Annotated in this window: 19 protein-coding genes and 4 pseudogenes; 11 read left to right on the top strand and 12 right to left on the bottom strand. The window is 72.6% G+C overall.

The features are described from left to right. The first annotated feature begins 74 nt into the window (after window positions 1-74). A complete protein-coding gene (locus ACWCQM_RS13695; protein ID WP_450915473.1) occupies window positions 75-887 on the top strand; it encodes a site-2 protease family protein in 813 nt (270 codons plus the stop codon). Window positions 888-905: 18 nt separating this feature from the next. On the opposite strand, the gene ACWCQM_RS13690 is transcribed toward ACWCQM_RS13695, so the two are convergent. Then, window positions 906-1,091, bottom strand: a complete 186-nt coding sequence (locus ACWCQM_RS13690; protein WP_450915472.1) for a hypothetical protein — start codon at window positions 1,089-1,091, stop codon at window positions 906-908. Window positions 1,092-1,171: 80 nt separating this feature from the next. After that, the gene (gene npdG, locus ACWCQM_RS13685; protein ID WP_450915471.1) at window positions 1,172-1,882 is read right to left on the bottom strand and encodes an NADPH-dependent F420 reductase; all 711 of its coding nucleotides are present in this window, start codon (window positions 1,880-1,882) and stop codon (window positions 1,172-1,174) included. Window positions 1,883-2,038: 156 nt separating this feature from the next. Between npdG and ACWCQM_RS13680 the strand changes: the two genes are divergently transcribed. Then, on the top strand, window positions 2,039-2,641 hold the full coding sequence (locus tag ACWCQM_RS13680) for a hypothetical protein (protein ID WP_450915470.1): 603 nt from the start codon (window positions 2,039-2,041) through the stop codon (window positions 2,639-2,641). Window positions 2,642-2,753: 112 nt separating this feature from the next. On the opposite strand, the gene ACWCQM_RS13675 is transcribed toward ACWCQM_RS13680, so the two are convergent. After that, on the bottom strand, window positions 2,754-2,990 hold the full coding sequence (locus ACWCQM_RS13675) for a hypothetical protein (protein ID WP_450915469.1): 237 nt from the start codon (window positions 2,988-2,990) through the stop codon (window positions 2,754-2,756). 58 nt (window positions 2,991-3,048) lie between these two features. Between ACWCQM_RS13675 and map the strand changes: the two genes are divergently transcribed. Both map and ACWCQM_RS13665 read left to right on the top strand, forming a co-directional pair. Continuing rightward, window positions 3,049-3,906: a type I methionyl aminopeptidase gene (map, locus tag ACWCQM_RS13670; RefSeq protein WP_073747529.1), complete on the top strand. Its 858-nt coding sequence runs from the start codon at window positions 3,049-3,051 to the stop codon at window positions 3,904-3,906. Window positions 3,907-4,075: 169 nt separating this feature from the next. Beyond that, window positions 4,076-4,741 (top strand): biliverdin-producing heme oxygenase, encoded by a 666-nt coding sequence (locus ACWCQM_RS13665; RefSeq protein ID WP_450915468.1) that lies wholly within the window; start codon window positions 4,076-4,078, stop codon window positions 4,739-4,741. A 16-nt stretch (window positions 4,742-4,757) separates the two neighbouring features. Here the strand turns inward: ACWCQM_RS13665 and ACWCQM_RS13660 are convergent, their stop codons facing one another. Then, a complete protein-coding gene (locus ACWCQM_RS13660) occupies window positions 4,758-5,429 on the bottom strand; it encodes a PhzF family phenazine biosynthesis protein (protein WP_450915467.1) in 672 nt (223 codons plus the stop codon). A gap of 102 nt (window positions 5,430-5,531) precedes the next feature. Further along, window positions 5,532-6,215: pseudogene (locus ACWCQM_RS13655) on the bottom strand (HtaA domain-containing protein); the annotation flags it as partial. Here ACWCQM_RS13655 and ACWCQM_RS13650 point away from each other — a divergent pair. Beyond that, window positions 6,181-6,417: pseudogene (locus tag ACWCQM_RS13650) on the top strand (hypothetical protein); the annotation flags it as partial. The pseudogenes ACWCQM_RS13655 and ACWCQM_RS13650 overlap by 35 nt on opposite strands. A 119-nt stretch (window positions 6,418-6,536) precedes the next feature. Here ACWCQM_RS13650 and ACWCQM_RS13645 read toward each other — a convergent pair. Both ACWCQM_RS13645 and ACWCQM_RS13640 read right to left on the bottom strand, forming a co-directional pair. Then, window positions 6,537-6,953: pseudogene (locus ACWCQM_RS13645) on the bottom strand (HtaA domain-containing protein); the annotation flags it as partial. A gap of 177 nt (window positions 6,954-7,130) precedes the next feature. Beyond that, window positions 7,131-8,522 carry an HtaA domain-containing protein gene (locus ACWCQM_RS13640; protein WP_450915466.1) on the bottom strand — a complete coding sequence of 464 codons (1,392 nt, stop codon included), beginning with the start codon at window positions 8,520-8,522 and terminating at the stop codon, window positions 7,131-7,133. 112 nt (window positions 8,523-8,634) lie between these two features. Here ACWCQM_RS13640 and ACWCQM_RS13635 point away from each other — a divergent pair, with 112 nt between their 5' ends. From ACWCQM_RS13635 to ACWCQM_RS13620, 4 genes are all read left to right on the top strand, one after another. Further along, window positions 8,635-9,705 carry a heme/hemin ABC transporter substrate-binding protein gene (locus ACWCQM_RS13635; protein ID WP_450915465.1) on the top strand — a complete coding sequence of 357 codons (1,071 nt, stop codon included), beginning with the start codon at window positions 8,635-8,637 and terminating at the stop codon, window positions 9,703-9,705. Further along, window positions 9,702-10,811 (top strand): FecCD family ABC transporter permease, encoded by a 1,110-nt coding sequence (locus ACWCQM_RS13630; RefSeq protein WP_450915464.1) that lies wholly within the window; start codon window positions 9,702-9,704, stop codon window positions 10,809-10,811. The genes ACWCQM_RS13635 and ACWCQM_RS13630 overlap by 4 nt, the downstream gene beginning before the upstream one ends. Then, window positions 10,808-11,647, top strand: coding sequence for a heme ABC transporter ATP-binding protein (locus ACWCQM_RS13625; RefSeq protein WP_450915463.1), 840 nt, complete (start codon window positions 10,808-10,810; stop codon window positions 11,645-11,647). Before ACWCQM_RS13630 ends, ACWCQM_RS13625 begins: the two co-directional genes overlap by 4 nt. A 140-nt stretch (window positions 11,648-11,787) precedes the next feature. Beyond that, the gene (locus ACWCQM_RS13620) at window positions 11,788-12,786 is read left to right on the top strand and encodes a hypothetical protein (protein WP_450915462.1); all 999 of its coding nucleotides are present in this window, start codon (window positions 11,788-11,790) and stop codon (window positions 12,784-12,786) included. 88 nt (window positions 12,787-12,874) lie between these two features. On the opposite strand, the gene ACWCQM_RS13615 is transcribed toward ACWCQM_RS13620, so the two are convergent. Together ACWCQM_RS13615 and ACWCQM_RS13610 are read right to left on the bottom strand one after the other, a co-directional pair. After that, window positions 12,875-13,618 (bottom strand): bifunctional DNA primase/polymerase, encoded by a 744-nt coding sequence (locus tag ACWCQM_RS13615; protein WP_450915461.1) that lies wholly within the window; start codon window positions 13,616-13,618, stop codon window positions 12,875-12,877. Between the two features lie 142 nt (window positions 13,619-13,760). Beyond that, entirely contained in the window at window positions 13,761-14,399 is a 639-nt protein-coding gene (locus tag ACWCQM_RS13610; RefSeq protein ID WP_450915460.1) for a TetR/AcrR family transcriptional regulator, read from the bottom strand. Between the two features lie 163 nt (window positions 14,400-14,562). On the opposite strand from ACWCQM_RS13610, the pseudogene ddaH reads away from it, so the two are divergent. Further along, a pseudogene (ddaH, locus tag ACWCQM_RS13605) lies at window positions 14,563-15,399 on the top strand (dimethylargininase); the annotation flags it as partial. Between the two features lie 61 nt (window positions 15,400-15,460). Here the strand turns inward: ddaH and ACWCQM_RS13600 are convergent. Both ACWCQM_RS13600 and ACWCQM_RS13595 read right to left on the bottom strand, forming a co-directional pair. Further along, entirely contained in the window at window positions 15,461-15,871 is a 411-nt protein-coding gene (locus ACWCQM_RS13600) for a VOC family protein (protein ID WP_450915459.1), read from the bottom strand. A 54-nt stretch (window positions 15,872-15,925) separates the two neighbouring features. Next, the gene (locus ACWCQM_RS13595) at window positions 15,926-16,918 is read right to left on the bottom strand and encodes a small ribosomal subunit Rsm22 family protein (RefSeq protein ID WP_450915458.1); all 993 of its coding nucleotides are present in this window, start codon (window positions 16,916-16,918) and stop codon (window positions 15,926-15,928) included. 166 nt (window positions 16,919-17,084) lie between these two features. On the opposite strand from ACWCQM_RS13595, the gene ACWCQM_RS13590 reads away from it, so the two are divergent. After that, window positions 17,085-18,395 (top strand): hypothetical protein, encoded by a 1,311-nt coding sequence (locus ACWCQM_RS13590; RefSeq protein WP_450915457.1) that lies wholly within the window; start codon window positions 17,085-17,087, stop codon window positions 18,393-18,395. 59 nt (window positions 18,396-18,454) lie between these two features. On the opposite strand, the gene ACWCQM_RS13585 is transcribed toward ACWCQM_RS13590, so the two are convergent. After that, entirely contained in the window at window positions 18,455-19,237 is a 783-nt protein-coding gene (locus tag ACWCQM_RS13585) for a phosphotransferase enzyme family protein (protein WP_450915456.1), read from the bottom strand. Window positions 19,238-19,242 lie beyond the last annotated feature (5 nt).

Here is a 19,242-nt window from a genome sequence, read left to right as displayed (position 1 = left end):
CCGCCGTGTCACCCGTACTGTCGGGGGCTCGTCGTATGCCGCAAGCCCGCCGTCCAGCCCCAGGAGTGCCGCCGATGACCACCGCGTTCCGCCGCCGCAGCGACCGGCGGATCAGTCCGATCTTCCTCGGGATCGTCGCCGTCATGGCCGTGTCCGGATGGGCGGTGTGGACGGACTTCGCCGAGCAGACCGGCTTCGCGGTCTTCCTCTTCGTCACGGCCGCCTGGATCGTCTCGCTCTGCCTCCACGAGTACGCGCACGCGCGCACCGCGCTGCACAGCGGCGACATCTCGATCGGGGCGAAGGGCTATCTGACCCTCAATCCGCTCAAGTACACCCATGCGCTGCTGAGCATCGTGCTGCCCGTGCTCTTCGTGATCATGGGCGGCATCGGCCTGCCGGGCGGCGCGGTCTACATCGAGCGGGGCCGGATCAGCGGGCGCTGGAAGCACAGCCTGATCTCGGCGGCGGGCCCTCTGACGAACGTGCTGTTCGCTCTCGTCTGCACGGCGCCGTTCTGGCTGGACGCGCTGGACGGCGTGCCCCTGTCCTTCCGGCTCGCGCTGGCGTTCCTGGCGCTGCTCCAGGTGACGGCGGCGATCCTGAACTTCCTGCCGGTCCCGGGGCTCGACGGCTACGGGGTGATCGAGCCGTGGCTCTCGTACAGGGTCCGGCGCCAGGTGGAGCCGTTCGCGCCCTTCGGGCTGATCGCGGTCTTCGCGCTCCTGTGGGTCCCGGAGGTCAACGGCTTCTTCTTCGACGCGGTGGACGCGCTGCTGCGCGGCCTGGGCGTCAGCGAGGTCGAGACCTACTGCGGGCTCGACACCTACCGCTTCTGGCAGGAGTGGTTCGGCGACCAGGACCCGGGGTGCGCGCTGATCCGCTGACGGCCTTCAGGACCGGTGTCAGGCCGCTTCGGCGCGGGACTCGGCCTTGTGCTTGCGCACGTAGAACCACGCCATGTTCGAGGAGAGGCCGACCAGCAGCACCCAGACGACGCCGAGCACGATGCTGCCCTGGACGAAGGAGACCACGGCCGCGGCGACGGCGAGGACGCAGACGAGGATGGCGTAGAGAGCGAGGCGGGGCATGAGGGCTGGTGCTCCTGTCCGGGGATGGTGCGCGGTCCCGTCCAGTGTCCCTCATGCCCGATTCGGCTCCGGGCACGGGCTCACACGTCGGTGGTGCGCAGCCCCGCGTGTGCCTTGTAGCGGCGGTTGACGGAGATCAGGTTCGCCACCAGGGACTCGACCTGGTGCGCGTTGCGCAGCCGGCCGGCGAAGATGCCGCGCATGCCGGGGATACGGCCGGCGAGCGCCTGCACGGTGTCGGTGTCGGCGCGGGCCTCGCCCAGCACCAGCACGTCGGTGTCGATCTCCTCGATCGCCTCGTCCTGGAGCAGCACGGCCGAGAGGTGGTGGAAGGCGGCGGTCACCCGGGAGTCGGGGAGCAGGGCGGCTGCCTGCTCGGCGGCGCTGCCCTCCTCGGGCTTCAGCGCGTAGGCGCCCTTCTTGTCGAAGCCGAGCGGGTTGACGCAGTCGATGACGAGCTTGCCCGCGAGCTCCTCGCGCAGCGACTCCAGCGTCTTGGCGTGGCCGTCCCACGGCACGGCCACGATCACGACGTCGCTGCGGCGGGCGCACTCCGCGTTGTCCGCGCCCTCGACACCGTGGCCCAGCTCGGCCGCGGCGGCCTCGGCGCGGTCGGCGGCGCGGGAGCCGATGACGACCTTCTGCCCGGCGCGGGCGAAGCGGTAGGCGAGACCTCGGCCCTGGGGGCCGGTTCCGCCGAGCACGCCGACGGTGAGGCCGGACACGTCGGGGAGGTCCCAGGGGTCCTTGGCGGGGGGCTTGGGGGCGCTGCCACTGTCATTCGTAGTCATGGCGCCGACCCTACTGCCAGGTAAAGAGAGGGACTCGAATCGTGGTCGCGCTGCGACGAGCGTCACGGCCCAGGCACCGTCGCACGCCCTCCCGTTCGGGTGGAATACGGCCATAGGGCAGTCACGGGCGCGCCGCCGGGGGCATGATGCCGGGCCATGGATGCCGTACGTGTCGCCCTGCTGCGTGAGGTCCTCTCGGGGACGGAGTGGCCCGCCGCGGCCCGCGGGTTCGCCCGGACCCTGCGGTCCTCGGTCGTGCCGCGGGGCGGCGGGCTGCTGCTGGTGGGGACCGAGGTCTACGAGCCGTGGCACATGGCGGCGCATCTGGTGGACGAGTCCACCTGGTCGGGGCTGCCGCAGCTGCGCCCCACGCTCGTACGCCACCGGGTGGAGCCGGACGATCCGGTGCACCTGGCGGTCGGCCTGGGCCGGATCGAGGCGGCCGGGCGCGGTGAGACCCTGCTGGTGGTGGCGCCCGGCCGGGCGGACGGCGGGCTGCTGGAGCGCGTGCACGACGCGCGGCGCGCGGGGGCGACGGTGCTCTCGCTGGACGGCGGCGACCCCGAGGTGCGGGGGCTGGCCCATGAGGCGCTGACCGTGACCGGCGACGACGAGGTGGACCTGGACACGGTGCAGCACCTGGTCAGCGCGGCGGCCGGGGAGAACGGCACCCCGTCCCCCCGTGGCCGGCGCACGTTCCGCGACCGCCTCTCGCGGCTGGCCGACCAGCTGACGGCCCCGCCGCCGGCCCGCTGGTGACGGCGGGGCCGAACGGGGCGCCGGGCACGTAGGGCCTCCCGTCCGGACCGCGCCGGCTCGCGGGGCCCGGAACGGCTCCCCCGGCCGATCCGGTCCGGACGCGGGACAGCCGTCAGTCGGGCGTCTCGTCCGTCGGCCGGTCCGCGCGGTCGTGCCACTTGGGGTCGTTCTCCCACTCCAGGTTCCGCTCACGCGCCGTGTCCATCGCGCGCTGCGCCTCCCCCGGGGTGGCGTACGGACCGAAGCGGTCCTTCCCGGGGCACTCGGGGCCCTCCTCCACCTTCTTGTGCTCCAGGCAGTAGTACCATTCGCCCGGTTTGCCCACCGTGCGCTTCTTGAACAGAGCCATTGCGGGATCCTTTCCTCTTCGCCATGGTGCCCCGGGCACGCTGGTTAGACTCGCTGACATGTCTGGCCAGTCGCTGCTCGTACCAGGGGAGATCACTCCCGTCCGTTCCGTTCCGGGAAACATCCGGCGCCCCGAGTACGTGGGGAAGCCCGCCCCCACTCCGTACACCGGGCCGGAGATCCAGGACTCCGACACCGTGGAGCGCATGCGGATCGCGGGCCGCATCGCGGCGCAGGCGATGGAGGAGGCCGCCAAGCACATCGCACCCGGCGTCACCACCGATGAACTCGACCGGGTCGCCCACGACTTCATGGTGGACCACGGGGCGTATCCCTCGACCCTCGGCTACCGCGGTTTCCCCAAGTCGCTCTGCACCTCGCTCAACGAGGTCATCTGCCACGGTATCCCCGACTCCACGGTGCTGCGGGACGGCGACATCGTGAACCTCGACGTCACGGCGTACATCAACGGTGTGCACGGCGACAACAACGCCACCTACTTCTGCGGCGACGTCGACGAGGAGTCGCGGCTCCTGGTGGAGCGCACCCGGGAATCGCTGAACCGCGCGATCAAGGCGGTGCGGCCCGGACGGCAGATCAATGTGATCGGGCGCGTCATCGAGTCGTACGCCAAGCGCTTCGGCTACGGGGTGGTGCGGGACTTCACCGGACACGGGATCAACTCCTCGTTCCACTCCGGCCTGATCATCCCGCACTACGACAGCCCGCACGCGACGACCGTGATGCAGCCCGGGATGACGTTCACCATCGAGCCGATGCTGACGCTCGGGAGCCACGACTACGACATGTGGGACGACGGCTGGACCGTGGTGACGAAGGACCGGAAGCGGACCGCGCAGTTCGAGCACACACTGGTGGTGACGGAGACGGGGGCGGACATCCTGACCCTTCCGTAGCACGTGTTCCGCTGCGGCGGTTTTGCCGACAGGCAGTCGGGAAGCTGTTGACTTAGGTAAACCTAAGTAGGAGGATCGGCACATCGGTGCGCGGCAGCGCGTACGCCTGACACCGGTATGTACGTTTCTGTCCGGACTTCCCCGTCCCCCTGGTCCCCGGAGGCCCGCCTTGAACGCAACAGCCACCACCACGCCGTTCTCCACGCTGATCCGCACCGCGTCGCACGAGCAGCACACGGAGGCCGAGTCCTCGACCTTCATGAGCGACATGCTCGGCGGGCGGCTCGGTGTGGACGCGTACACGCGGTACACCGAGCAGCTGTGGTTCGTCTACCGCGCGCTGGAGGACGGCGCACAGGCCCTGCGCGAGGACCCGGTCGCCGGACCCTTCATCCAGCCGGAGCTGATGCGCCGCGCCGAGCTGGAGCGCGATCTCGCGCATCTGCGGGGCGAGGGGTGGCGCGACGGGCTGGAGCCGCTGCCCGCGACCGCCGCGTACGCCGAGCGGGTCGCCGAGTGCGCCCGTGAGTGGCCGGCCGGCTACATAGCGCACCACTACACCCGCTACCTCGGGGACCTCTCGGGCGGCCAGATCATCCGTGGCACCGCGGAGAAGACCTGGGGCTTCGAGCGCAAGGGCGATGGGGTGCGCTTCTACGTCTTCGAGCAGATCTCCAACCCGGCCGCCTTCAAGCGCGAGTACCGGGAGCTGCTGGACGCGGTGGACGCGGACGACCTGGAGAAGCAGCGCATCATCGACGAGTGCAAGCGCGCCTTCGCGCTGAACACCGCCGTCTTCCGCGAGCTCGGCGAGGTCTTCCCGCTCAGCGCCTGATCACGACGTCACACACTCAGGACGCGACCACCAGGAGGACGCGGCCCCCGACCTCGATCGTGCCGTCCGGAGCGGGCGCGGTGAGGAGCTGGGAGCCGCGTCCTTGTGTGATGTTCAGGGCGCGGCCGAGCTCGGCGCTCAGCAGGACGGCCGCCGCGCCCGTCGCCTCGTCCTCGTCGATGCCGTCCCCGCGGCGCGGGAAGGCCCGCGCCCGTACGCGCCCCGCGGCCTCGTCCTCCCAGGCCCAGACGTAGACCCAGCCCTCGCCGGGCGGCGGCCCCGTCAGCGCCTCGACCTCCGCGACGGAGCCGTAGCGCTCCAGCGTCCTCGGCGGCGCCCACTCGGGGCGTGCGGTGATCCAGGTGAACTCGCCGTCCTGGCGTGCCGTCACGTCGCCGACGGGCAGCTCCAGGAGGTCCAGGTCGAGCAGCCAGGCCGTGCCGACCAGCGGATGCCCGGCGAAGGGCAGCCGCAGCCCCGGCGTGCGGATGTCGACGGTCCCGCGCTCCGGGTCGTCCACGAACACCGTCTCGCTGAAGCCGAGCTTGCGGGCGAGCGCCTGCCGGGAGTCGTCGTCGGGGTAGGCGGTCCCGTCGCGTACGACGCCGAGAGCGTTGCCGTGGCGGCCGTCCGGGCCGCAGAACACGCGCAGTACGTCGATGCCGTCGGGTACGTCGAAGTCGTTCACGCCCGCATTCAAGCATCGCGCGGGGCCCCATGACGCCACCGGGCCGCACCGGAGTCGAATCTGCCGGTGCGGCCCGGGGACGGGGCGGAGGGAGCGGAGGGATCAGGCGGTACGACGGCGGCGCGCCGCGATCACCGCGCCGGCGCCGGCGGCGACCACTACGCCGGAGGCCGCGATCAGCGCTCCTGCCGGGAGGCCGGCACCCGTGGAGGCCAGGGAGGCCGAGCCGCCCACGGTCCCGCCGACGGTGGCGCCGGTGGAGCCGCTGCCGCCGGTCGTGGAGCCCGTGGAGCCGCTGCCGCCGGTGCCGCCCGTGGCGCCCGGGAGTTCGGCGTCCTCGTCGAGGGCGACGGAGACGGTCAGCGCGTCGAGCGCGGTGCCCTTGGTGTACATGCCGCCGAACGCCTTCGTGCCCTCGGCGGTCAGCGTGGCCGGGACGGCGGAGAGGGTCACCACACCGTCCTTCGCGGCGAGTTCACCGCTGGGGAGCTTGAGGTCGGCGAGGGCGAGGTCGGTGTACTCGGTGACCTTCTTGGTCTCGCGGTCCTTGCTGGAGACGTCGGCGACCAGGGTGCCCGCGCCGTTCTCCACCCGGACCTCCAGCCCGGTCAGGGAGAGGTCGAGCGTGTAGGCGTCGCCCTCCTTGTGGCCCAGGAAGCGGACCGTGCCCTCGAACTCGGCGTCCAGCGTCTGCTCGTCGGCGTCGAAGCCGCCGGTCGCGTCGGGGAAGTGGTAGCCCGCAGCCGACGCGGTGGCACCGCCCGTCGTCTCGACCTTGCCGTTCGCGATCGGGCCGGTGACGTACGTACGGAAGGACTCCTTGACGCCCCAGTCCAGAGTGCCGTCGACGAGCTCGCCCTGCTCGGCGGCCGGGGTGGTGGCCGAGGCGGAGGGGCTCGGGGAGGCCGGCGTGGTGGGCTTCTCCGTCGGCGTGGCCGTCGGCTCCTCGGTGGGCTCCTTGGTCGGCTCCTTCGTGGGCTCCTCGGTGGGCTCCTTGGTCGGCTCCTTCGTGGGCTCCTCGGTCGGGGGCGTCGTGACCGCCTTGACCGACAGGGTGGCCGGGTCGAGCGCCTCGCCCTCCGCGTACATCCCGTTGAAGGCCGCCGATCCGGCCTTCGTCAGCTTCGAGGGAATGTCCTTGAAGACCATGGCGCCGCCGTCGCCCTGGCCGGGCCTGACGCCCGACAGGTCGAGCTCGGCGAACGCTACGTCGTCCTCGGTCCCCTGCGGGGTCTTCAGGTCGACGGTGATGGCACCGGTGGTGCCGCTCGTGGAGACCTTGACGTCGGAGAGGGTGATGTCGAGGACACCGCCGTGGGCGTTGAAGTTGACGCTGCCGTCGAAGGCGGTGTCGGTGCCGTGCGTGGTGGTGTCGTAGGTGCCCTCGCCGTTACCGAAGGTGAAGACGCCGTTGCCGGCCGCCTGGGTGGCACCGTCCTTGACGGTGATCGTCCCCGCACCGCCGATGTATCTGCGGAAGGACTCCTTGAAGCCCCAGTCGAGCGTGCCGTCCGTCAGCTCCATGGTGGCGGCCGGGGCCGCGGCAGTCGTGCCGTCGGCCGCGAACGCGGGAAGGGCGAGGGTCGCGCCGAGAGCGGCCGCGGTGGCGACGGCTGCGGCGAGGGCTATGGGGCGGCGGGTGGCTGCCATGGCAATGACTCCTGGTGCGCGTAAGTGATGGGAGGGAAGAGGGGGGGTTGGTCAGGCGTTCCGTGCCCCGCGGCGCCTGCGGGCGGCGTGGAGCACGGCGGCGCAGGCCGCGATCAGCGCGGCCCCGCCCCCGACGGCGTACGGGGTGAGGGAGCCGGACTCCGCCGCCGGCTGGGCGGCCGGGGTCCCGGCGGCCGTGGTCGCGGGCGCGGCGGACGGCTCGGCCTCGCTGCCCAGGTCGGGCAGCGCGGGGAGTTCCGCCCTCGCGTCGACGGCGACGGCGAGGGAGACGGGGTCCATCGCGGTCCCCGCCTTGTAGAGGGAGCCGAAGGCCTTGGCGCCGTCGGCGGTCAGGGTCGCGGGGGCCTCGGTGAGGACGGCGAGGCCGTCCTCGAGGGTGAAGTCCTTCGCGGCGAAGGTGACGAGCGGGACGCCCTTGTCGATGGTGCCGCCACTGGTGACGTCCGCCAAAAGCGTGCCCTTGCCGGAGGCCACCCGCGCGGCGAACCCCGCGAGTTCCAGGTCGAGACCGTCGGCCCCGGTGAAGCGCACGCTGCCCGCGAAGGTGGCGTCCAGCTTCCTCTTCGCGGCGTCGTACGTGCCCTTGCCCTGCGGGAAGCGGAAGAGGGCTCCGCCGTCCTGGGCACCGCCGGACAGGGTCCACTTCCCCCGGCCGATGGAGCCGGTGACGTACTCCCGGAAGGTGCGGCGCACCCCCCAGTCGACGGCGGCGTCCTCGAAGCGTCCCGCGCTCTCCTTCTTCTTCGTGGCGGAGGGCGAGGGCTCGGCGGACCTGGACGGCTGCTTCGCGGCGGCGGGGGCCTCGGTGTCCACGGAGAGGCTGACCGGGTCCAGGGGCGTCCCGGCCGCGTAGTAACCGGCGAAGGCGCTCGCGCCCTGCGACGTCAGCGTCGCCGGGATGTTGGTGAGGGCGACGGGCGTGGAGCCGCCCCTCATGTCGATCCCGGAGAGACCGAGGGTGGCCAGGGGCACCTGGGACGACCTGGTGACCCGGCCGCTGCCCCGCTCCTTGCTGACCATGTCGGCGTAGAGGGTCCCCGCGCCGCCGGATATCCGGACGGTGGGGCGGCTGATGGTCAGGTCGAGCTGGTTGGTCCCGTCGTCCTGCCGGTGGCCGACGAAGTGGACCCCGCCCGAGAACCCGGCCGTGAAGGCGCCGTTCGCCGGGTCGTAGGAGCCGGTGGCGGAGTGGAAGCGGAACTGGCTTCCGCCGACCGTCGCGGCTCCTCCGTTGAGGCTCCAACTCCCGTGCGCGATGGACCCGGTGACATAGCTCTGGAAGGAGGACTTGATGCCCCAGTCCAGCCTGCCGCCCTGCACCGTGCGGCCCGCCGCCTGCGCGGCGGTGGCCGGGAGCAGCGCTCCGAGCAGCACCGCGAACAGCGCGACACAGAGCGCGCGGGCGGATGGGGACGACTGCATGGGGGCCCTCCAGGGCTAGAAAGTGAGGTAAGGCTAACCTAATATCACTCCAGCGTCTGCCGGAACCCCTCCGTCACTCCGCCCCCCCGTAACACCTCAGGACGGTGCACCCGTGCGTTTGCCCAAGTACTCCGCCGCGGCGGGCCGAAGAGCCGCCCGACGGCGCGCCGGCCGGTTCGGCGCCCTGACCGCGGTGGTGGTGCTGGCCGCGGCCCTCACCGGTTGCGGCGGTACGGGAACCTCCGGCGCGGGCAGGCCCGTTGCGGCCGGTTCCGCCTCTCCCGCGGCCGACGCCGTCGAGCCCCTGGCCACCGTGCCCACACCGGAGCTGCCCGTCACCGTGGACTCGGCCGACGGCACGGAGGTCACCGTCACCTCTGCGGACCGGATCGTTCCGCTCACCGGATCGCTCAGCGAGATCGTGTTCACGCTCGGGCTCGGCGAGCAGGTGGTGGCCCGCGACATCACGGCCACCTTCGAACAGGCCGAGAAGCTTCCCGTGGTGACCCGTGCTCATGACGTCTCGGCCGAGGGCGTACTCTCGCTGCGGCCGACGGTCGTCCTCGCGGACACCACGACGGGGCCCGCCGAGGCCATCGGCCAGATCCGTGACGCGGGCATCCCGCTCGTCGTCGTCGAACCGGCCAAGGAGCTCGCCGACGTGGGCCGCAGGATCGCCACCGTGGCGACGGCACTCGGCGTGGAGCCGGCGGGCGACGAGCTCGTGGCGCGTACGGACGATCGGATCGCCGCCGTACGGAAGACGATTCCCGCGCGCAGCGAGGACGGCGGACCCCGTGTCGCGTTCCTCTATCTACGCGGCACGGCCTCCGTCTATCTGCTGGGCGGCCGGGAGTCCGGGGCGAGTTCCCTGCTCGAAGCGGCGGGCGCCGTCGACGCGGGCAAGGCATCCGGGCTGACGAAGGACTTCACCGCCATCACCAGCGAGGCGCTCGCCGAGGCGGCACCCGACGCGATCCTCGTGATGACGAAGGGCCTCGCATCGGTGGGCGGCGTCGACGGCCTGGTGAAGATTCCCGGTGTCGCCGAGACGCCCGCCGGGATGGACCGCCGGGTCGTCTCCATCGACGACGGGGTGCTCCTGAACTACGGGCCCCGCACCGACCGGGTGCTGGCCGAACTGGTGGAACAGCTCTACCCGGAAGGCGAGGACGGCAAGTGACGACCGCCTCGTACGAGGACTCCGCCGCGAAGAAGGCGGAGACCGGGAAGAGGACGGAGACGGCGAACCCCTCGGCCCGGCGCGGCAGGCCGTTCGTCCTCGCCCTCGCCCTGTCCGCCGCGCTGCTCGTCGGCTGTCTGCTCTCAGCGGGGCTCGGCGCGTACAGCATCCCGCTCGGCGACGTCCTCTCCTCCGTCCAGCACCGCGTCGGCCTCGGCGGGCAGTCGCTGGACCGGGTCGCCGAGAGCGTCCTGTGGAACGTCCGGCTGCCGAGGGTCGTCCTCGCACTGCTCGTCGGGGCCTCCCTCGGCTGCGCGGGGGCCCTGATGCAGGGCGTGTTCGGCAATCCGCTGGCCGAGCCCGGGGTCATCGGGATCTCCTCGGGCGCGGCGGTCGGCGCGGTCGCCTCGATCGCGCTCGGGCTGAACTTCTTCGGCAACTGGACGATCACCGTCTGTGCGTTCGTCTCCGGGCTCTTCACGGTCCTGCTGGTGTACGTGCTCTCACGTTCGGGCGGGCGGACCGAGGTGGTGACGCTGATCCTCACCGGTATCGCCGTCAACGCCTTCGCGGGCGCCCTGATCGGCCTGTTCATCTTCTTCGCCGACAACGCGCAGATCACCCAGATCACCTTCTGGCAGCTGGGTTCGCTCTCCCAGGCGACCTGGCCGAAGGTCCTCGCCGTGCTGCCGTGCGCGGTGCTCGGACTGCTCGTCGCCCCCTTCTACGCCAAGAAGCTGGACCTGCTCGCGCTCGGCGAGCGGCCCGCCCGGCATCTGGGCGTCGACGTCGAGCGGCTGCGGATCGTGCTCGTCCTCGTCGTGGCGCTGCTGACCGCAGCGGCGGTGGCCGTCGCGGGGATCATCTCCTTCGTGGGACTGCTCGTCCCGCATCTGCTGCGGATGGCGAACGGCCCGGGGCACCGCTTCCTCGTCCCGGGCAGCGCGCTCGGCGGTGCGCTGGTGCTGGTGGCGGGCGACCTGGCCGCCCGCACCGTCGCCGTTCCCGCCGAGCTCCCGCTCGGGGTGCTGACCGCCCTGTTCGGCAGTCCCTTCTTCTTCTGGCTGCTGCGCAGGACCCGTCGTAGGCAAGGTGGTTGGGCATGAACCCGTTCAAGGCACTGCTCGCGTCGCGCGGCCGGGAGCTGCCCTCTCCCGTGGCCGTCGGCTCCCCGGCGGCGGAGGCGGCCGGGCTCGGCGTCCGGCTGGGCGGGCGGCCGGTGCTGGACTCCGTCGAGCTGTCCGTCCGGGCGGGCGAGGTGCTGGCCCTCGTCGGGCCGAACGGTGCCGGGAAGTCGACCCTGCTGGCGGCGCTGGCCGCGGACCAGCCCGCCGACAGCGGTGAGGTGCGCATCGACGGCCGGCCGGCCACCGGCTGGTCCGCCGCCGAACTGGCCCTGCGCCGGGCGGTGCTGCCGCAGTCCGCCGCGCTCGCCTTCCCCTTTCCCGTCGAGGAGGTCGTACGGATGGGACGCGCGCCCTGGGCGGGGACGGTCCGGCAGGACGAGGACGACGACGCGGTCGCGGCGGCGATGGCGGCGACGGAGGTCACCGGGTTCGCCGCCCGTCCGTTCTCCGCACTGTCCGGCGGCGAACGCGCCAGGGTCGCCCTCGCCCGGGTGCTGGCGCAGCGCGCCCCCCTGCTGCTGCTCGACGAGCCGACGGCCGCGCTGGACCTGCGCCATCAGGAACTGGTCCTGCGGATCTGCCGCGAACGGGCCGCGGCCGGGGACGCGGTGGTCGTGGTGCTGCACGACCTGGGGCTGGCGGCGGCTTACGCGGACCGGGCCGTCGTGCTGCACGGGGGCAGGGTCGCGGTCGCCGGGCCGCCCGCCGAGGTGTTCACGGACGCGCTGCTCGGCGAGGTGTACAGGCAGCCCGTCGAGGTGTTCCCGCATCCCCGGACCGGGGTGCCGCTGGTCGTGCCGCGCCGCGCCTCCTGAGCCGGCACCGGCGCCGGACTGCCGTTGCCCGCGTCACGGTTGGGGCCTGTATCCCGGCCCCGCGCTCACGGTCGGCCCCGCCCCGGTAGGGTTCAGGCGGTCAGTGCGGATGACGGATCTACGGGCGCAGAAGGCAACGGATGAGAAGGCTGGGTCGACTGGCGGCGGGGCTCGCGACGGCGACGGTACTGAGCGTGACGGCGAGCGGCTGCGTGACGGTGCACGGCGAACTGGAGGTCGTGCCGGGAGCGACGAAGTCCGAGGCCGCGCAGGCCCTGGCGGACTTCACCGCCGCGTACAACAAGGCGGACAAGGCGTACGATCCGGCGCTGGACGCGGACCGGGTGACCGGTGCGCTCGGCGCGATCAACCAGGCCGGTCTCGCCGCCCGGCAGAAGACGAGTCCGGAGGGCAACGCGGCGCACAAGCCGCTGGAGCTGACCGACGCCTCGTACACCATTCCCCGGAAGGCGGGCTGGCCCCGCTGGTTCCTGGCGGACACCGACTCCAACCGCGACCAGGACGGCGGGAAGCAGGACACCCGATGGCTGCTGGCGTTCGTGCGCACCGGGCCGGACGCGCCGTGGAAGGCCGCCTATCTGGCGGTCGTGGCCCCGTCCGACGTACCGAAGTTCCGCAAGGACACGGACGGTTCGGCGCAGCCCGTGCCGTCGGCGGACACGGACGCCGCGCTGGCCACCCCTCCGGCGGATCTGAGCGCGACGTACACCGCCTATCTGAAGGAGGGCACGCCGGACGTCTTCGCCCCGGGGGCGACGACGTCGGGCTGGCGGGACGCGCGGAAGAACACCCGCAGGGCCGGCTTCTCCTACCAGTTCGACGACCAGCCGCTGAACTCCGGGACGTTCGCGCCGCTGGGCCTGACGACGGAGGACGGCGGGGCGCTGGTCTTCTTCAGCAGCAGGCACTTCGAGCGGCAGACGGCGGCGCAGGGGCTGCGGCCCACGGTCACGGCGGACGTGCGGGCGCTGCTCACCGGCGAGGTGAAGAACACCCTCACCAAGGAGCGGGTCTCCAGCCAGTTGGTCTACGTGCCGAAGAAGGGCGCGGGGGACGCGGACGGCAAGGCACGCGTCCTGAACCGGCTGCCCGGCCTGGTGGCGGCGCAGGGCTCCTGAGCAGGCGCAGCGCTCCTGAGCAGGCGCAGGGCTCCTGAGCAGGCTGCCCGGCCGGGTGGGCGCGGGGCTCCTGACCCGGCGGACCGCCTCAGCGGCTGAGCGGCCAGGCCACCGAATCGTGGCGGAGGTCGCTCTCGTCGGCCGTGTCGGCGTACTGCGCGCAGGCGTCGGTGAGCGTCTCCAGCAGGGTCAGCGGGTCGGGCAGCGGGTGCTCGGGGCCGCGGATCCAGCGGACGTCCAGCTCACCGGGGAGCCGCGAGGGCGGCAGGAGGACGTAGCTGCCCCGGCAGTGCCAGCGCATTCCGGGATGCTCGTCCATGGTCTCGGGGTGGCAGTCCAGCTCGCACGGCCACCACTCGTCCTCGTCGTCGGGGGTGCCGCGGGTGGCGGTGAAGAAGAGCATCCGGTCGCTGCCGGACTGCGCGACGGGGCCCACGTCGATACCGGCGGCGGTGAGCCGCTCCAGGGCTGCCTGCCCGGCGGCGAGGGGGACGTCGAGGACGTCGTGGACCATGCCCGTGGCGGTGATGAAGTTGGCCAGCGGCTGGCCGGCCGCCCAGCGCTCGATCTGGGCGCGGTCCGTCGTGGACTGCGTCTGCCAGGCGAAGGAGACGGGGTGCCGCGCGGGGGTGGGGCATCCGATGCGTTCGCACGAACATCGGTATCCGGAGGGGTGCGCGGCCGGTGAGATCGGCATTCCTGCCTCGGCGACGGCCAGGAGCAGCCCCAGCCGGGCCGCTTCGTCGGCCTCCGGCTGCGGTTTGGGCCGCCTGCGCAGCCACTGGGAAATCCTGCCCTCTGTGCCGCGATAGCGGCCGGAATCGGCGCCCATCTATCCCCTCACCTCAGCGGTTTCCTCTCCATGGTCCCACCATCCTGCTCCTCGGGTGGCCAGAGTTCCCAAGCGGGGTGCCCGGGCGGTTGCGCAGAGGTCGTCACGGACGTACGGAATGTCATGAAATCGGCTTTCGCCCTCAGGGCCGGGGCAGCAGTCCGCGCAGGGCGTGATCGACGACGGAGTCCGCGTATGCGTGGGTCAGCGGAAGCGTTCTCAGCAGCCAGCGGTGGGTGAGCGGGGCGATCAGGAGCTCCAGCGCGACGCGCGGATCGATGTCCTCACGGACCTCTCCGGCCTCCTGCGCGGCACGCAGCCGTGTGACATACAACTGAAGCTGCGGTTCGAGCAGGTTCTCCACGAATTGCGCCCCGAGTGGCGGATCGATGATGCCTTCGGCGGTCAGCGCCCGGGTGGGCGCCTCCATCGCGGGGTCGTTCAGCTCGTCGACCGTGGCGCGCAGGACCAGCTTGAGGTCGGCGGCCAGATCGCCGGTGTCGGGAATCGCGTACGCCGCCTCTCCCCCGCCCCCGGCGGCCTCCGCCGCCTCCGCCGACCGCCGGGCGCTCATGTCGAGGAACGCCTCCATGAGCACGGCCGCCTTCGATGGCCACCAGCGGTAGATCGTCTGCTTCCCGACCCCCGCCCGGGCGGCGATACCCTCGATCGTCGTCCTCGTGTAGCCCACCTCGCCGACGAGTGCGAGCGCGGCGTCGTGGATCGCGCGGCGGGACCTGTCGCTGCGGCGGCTGGAGTCGGGAGCCTTGTGAGGTGACATCCGGCCAGCCTAGAGGCTCACGGTCCGATACGTATCGTCTTGTCGGCGTCCTCCGGGGCCGCCGGGAACCACCCGAACGGATCACAGCGCAACCGCCCGGCGCGGCGCACCATGAACACACGCACACACCCCGTGCGCATCCCACCGTGCCGCGGCCCGGGCCGCCGTTCGTGAGGAGCCTGCATTGACCCGTGACGCCACCCCTCGTCGCTACCTGATGTGCGCCCCGGCCCACTTCCAGGTCACGTACTCCATCAACCCGTGGATGGACCCGTCCAAGCCCGTGGACCTGCCGCTCGCCACCACCCAGTGGGAGGACCTGCGCGACCGCTACCGTTCGCTCGGCCACACCGTGGAGCTCCTCACCCCCCGCCCCGACCTGCCCGACATGGTGTTCGCCGCCAACGGGGCCACCGTGATCGACGGCCGGGTGCTCGGCGCGCTCTTCGCCTACCGCGAGAGGTACGCGGAGGCCGAGGCGCACCGGGAGTGGTTCCGGGACCACGGCTACACCGAGATCCACGAGCCGGCCCATGTCAACGAGGGCGAGGGTGACTTCGCCGTGACCGCCTCGTACCTCCTGGCCGGGCGCGGCTTCCGCTCCAGCCCGCTCTCCCACGACGAGGCGCAGGAGTTCTTCGGGCGCCCGGTGATCGGCCTCGACCTGGTGGACCCGCGCTACTACCACCTGGACACGGCGCTGTGCGTGCTCGACGACGCGGCCGACGAGATCATGTACTACCCCGGGGCCTTCTCCCCCGGCAGCCGCTCCGTGCTGGCCCGGCTCTTCCCCGACGCACTGCTGGCCGAGGAGGCGGACGCCGCCCGGCTCGGTCTCAACGCGGTCAGCGACGGGCGCCATGTGCTGCTCCCGCAGGCCGCCACGGGGCTCTTCGATCCGCTGCGGGACCGGGGCTTCGAGCCGGTCCCGATGGATCTGGGCGAGCTGCTCAAGGGCGGCGGCAGCGTGAAGTGCTGCACCCAGGAGCTGCGGGCCTGATCAGGCCTTCCCGGGCCGGACCGGGCCCCGATCAGTCGCGCCCGGGCCGGACCGGGCCTGATCAGTCGCGGCCTGGCCAGACCGGGCCCTGGTCGGTCCAGACGACTCCCTTGTTGCGGCACAGGCAGAAGGGGTGGCCGACCGGGTCCGTGTAGACCCGCCAGCCGTAGCCGTTGGGACCGATGAAGTCCTTCCGCAGCGTCGCGCCGAGGCCGAGGACGCGGCGCTGCTCGGGCTCGATCTCGTCCACCTCGAAGTCGAGGTGGAACTGCTTGGGGTGCTCGGTGTCGGGCCACTGCGGGGCGCGGTAGTCGTCCACCCGGATGAAGGCCAGCTCGATCTCGCCGAACCGGATGCCGGCCCAGTCCTCGGAGCTGCCGTCCTTGACCGGACGGCCCGTCACCTCGGAGTAGAAGGCGGCGAGTTTCATCGTGTCCGGGCAGTCGATGATGAAATCGGTGAGTCGCAGCATCCCGCGATCCTGCCACAAGCCCGCACCGGGCCCCCGGGCGCTGCGCGGGACGCCTCAGCTCTCCTGGGGCGGCCAGGCGTCGCCCCACGCGGTGTCCCGGGCGGCGCGGTACAGCTCGCCGTGCCGCTTGGTGACCGTGGCGCGCTCCAGGCCGTCGTCGCGGGTGCAGAGCTCCAGCAGCACCTGGCCCTTGCGGATCTGGGGCCTGCGGACGACCCTGGCGGCGGCGGGAGCGGTGGCGAAGCGGGTCGCCACGACGTAGCTGAACTTCTCGTCCTCGTGGCTGAGCGAGCCGCCCTTGACCTGGCGGTGCAGGGACGAGCGGCTGACCCGGGCCGAGAAGTGGCACCAGTCCTTGCCCCGTTCGATGGGGCAGGCGCCGTCGTGCGGGCAGGGTGCCGCGACGCTCATCCCGGCGGCGATCAACCGGTCACGGGCCTCGATGACGCGCTCGTAGCCGTCGGGGGTGCCCGGTTCCACGATCACCACGGCCTGCGCGGCGTCCGCTGCGGCGTCCACCAGCGCGCCCCGGTCCTCGGGCCTGAGCTCCTTGAGGACGTACGACACGGTCACCAGGTCCGTGGGCGCGAGCTCCAGCTCCCCGCCGATCCGCGCCCGTTCCCAGGCGGCGGCCCGCAGCCCGGGGAGGCCGGAGGCCTCGGCCAGTTCACGGCCGAGCGCGAGGGCGGGTTCGGCCCAGTCCAGGACAGTGGTGCGCGGCCCCTCCCAGGCCCCGGCGACCGCCCAGCTCGCCGCGCCGGTGCCGCCCCCGATGTCGGTGTGCGTGGCGGGCGTCCAGTCCGGCGCGGCCTCGCGGAGTGCGGCGAGGCAGGAGCGTACGGCCTCGAACGTGGCGGGCATCCGGTACGCGGCGTACGCGGCGACGTCCGAGCGGTCCCGCAGGACCGGGGCGTCGGTGGGAGTGGTCCCGCGGTAGCTGGCGATCAGCCGCTCGACGGCCTGCGCGGCCTGCTTCGGGGGCAGCCCGTCGAGCAGGCCGGCCAGCGCCGCGCGCAGGGCTTCCGCGGTGGGGAGGGTGGCGTTCACCGCCGAATTGTAGGCGCAGCGCGACCCCGCTCCGCAGTCCGGTGGTCCGGCACACCATCGGGACGGAACGGGTACGGAACCGAACTGCTCTTCGCCCCGGGCCCGTTGCTACGCTGATCGCCGCCGCGTCGGGGGACGGCCCGGGGACCGGTTCATCGGGGGGACCATGAGACAGAGGATCGTGCGCCTGACCCTGGTGGGCGGAGTGCTCGTCCTGGCCCTGCTCCTGCTGCTGGCCACCTGCGGGGGCGGTGGCGGCGGCTCCGAGGACGACGAGCCGGAGAAGAAGCCCGCGAGGAAGAGCACCGGTCCCGCGACACAGCTGACGGTCCCGCCCGCCTACACGACGAAGCGCGGCTGGGAGATCGTCGGCGCCGGTCCCGACTACGCCCTCTCGAACACGACGGGCCGGCTGGCCTATCTGGTGCGCGCGTCCGACGACCGGTACCGGCTGCGGACCCTCGACACGGAGACGGGCCGGGCCGACTGGAGCGGTGACGCCTGGCGGCCGGCGGACCCGGGGCACTTCCCGAAGCTGCTCACGGTCGCCAAGGACGGCCAGGAGTTCTTCGTGACCTGGTCCCACGGGAAGGCGGGCGACGGGCTCGACCCCGCCAGGACCTCCGTCTCGCTCGACGTGTACGACGCGGTGGACGGCGAGCGGCGGCGCGTCGAGGTGCCGTGGACCGGCGCGCCGGCCGTCACGGCGACCGGGCCGGGCATCCTGATCAGCGGCGGCCGGGCGGACAGCGCGGTCGTGGACCCGGTCAGCGGCGAGGTCTCGGAGATCGCCGCGTCCTCGGTCGCGTACCCGAAGGGCTGCACCGCCTGCAAGCAGCTCACCGAGGTGCGCGGCCAGACGGCGAAGGGGCTGCTGCTGAGCGGGGTACGCGAATTCTGGGTGCGGGGCGGCTGGTTCAGCAGACAGAACGCCCCGAAGGGCGCCGATCCCCTCTCGGGGGTGCCGACGTCCGTGGCACCGGGGCTGGTCCTGGCGAAGTGGCAGCCGGCCAAGGGCGCGAAGCGGGCCGCCACCCACCAGCTGTGGACGGTGCACGACTCGGCGAGCGGAAAGCCGGTCGTCTCGGTGGAGTGCCACACCCCGGCCATAGAGCCCGGGCGCTATCCGCAGGCCGTCGTCTCCCCGTCGGGCGGATATCTGGTGGCGGGGAACCTGGCGTTCGACCTGGAGGCGAAGAAGGGGTTCTGCTTCGAGGACGAGGGCGGCACGGCGCTGCTGACGCTCGCCTCGGTGACCGACGGGGGCACGGCGTACGGCGCGACGACCGCGCGGGACGCGGCGGAGGCGCTGGACGGCGGGGTCGGCCCCGTCTCGATGAGCTTCACGACCTGGAGCGTCGACGCGCTGCCGCCGAACACCCGGCTGCCGGAGGCGGAGACGTCCGGCATCGGTGTCTTCCGCTGGACGGACCGCAAGGACCGGCTGCACCTGCTGGGCTATCCGCGCGTGGGCTGATCCCGCCGGGGCCGCGGGACTCCGGCCGCCCGTCGGCTTCCGGCGGGCCTGGTGCCCGCTCAGCCGTCGAGCAGGGCCCAGAGCCAGCTGTCCTCGCGCTGCTCGACGTACTCGGCGTCGCTCCGCCACGCGTCCCCGTGGCCCTCAGCCCAGTGCCTCGCCCAGGGCTCGTTGCCCTCGGCGGCCTGGTCGCGGAGGAAGTCGTGCATGGCGCGCGTACGGCGGCCGAGCAGGGGCACCAGAGCGCGCCGCCCGGTCTCGTCGAGGCCGTACGCGTCGACGAAGAGGCGCAGCCGTTCCGGGGCGTCGGTGCGCTGCCAGTGGGGGTGCCCGGACAGGGGCACGAAGCCCCGTGCGGCGTAGGCCAGGTCCCAGAGGCGTGTGCCGGGGGCCGCGTTGTCCCAGTCGATGAAGGCCCATCCCTGGTCGCCGTCGGCGACGAGGTTCCACGGGGCCAGGTCGTGGTGGGCGATGATGTCGGCTCCGTCCGCCGGCACGAGCGCGTTCCACCGGGCGTCCGGCGGAGGCGTGAATCCGGCCACGGCGTCGTGGAAGTCCCGGATCGTACGCGCGACACGTGCCAGCCCGGACGACGGGTCCACCAGGGCGAACCGGTCCGGCCAGATCACCTCGCCCGGCACGAAGGTCAGGACCTCCCGGCCCCGGTCGTCGATGCCGAGGGGGCGGGGAGCGGCCCGGAAGCCTGCCTCGTGGAGATGGGTGAGCAGCGCGTGCACCGCCGGTGTCCACGGCCCGGCGGGGCGGCGGACGGTGTCACCGGCCCGGACGATGCCTTCGCTGACGTTCCCTCCGGTCAACGGCAGTTCCTCTTCGGCGCTCATCGCCG

It is taken from the genome of Streptomyces sp. NPDC002125, assembly GCF_053593715.1.
Note: the sequence above shows the minus strand (reverse complement) of the source record. Positions and strands in the feature narration are given on the sequence as shown.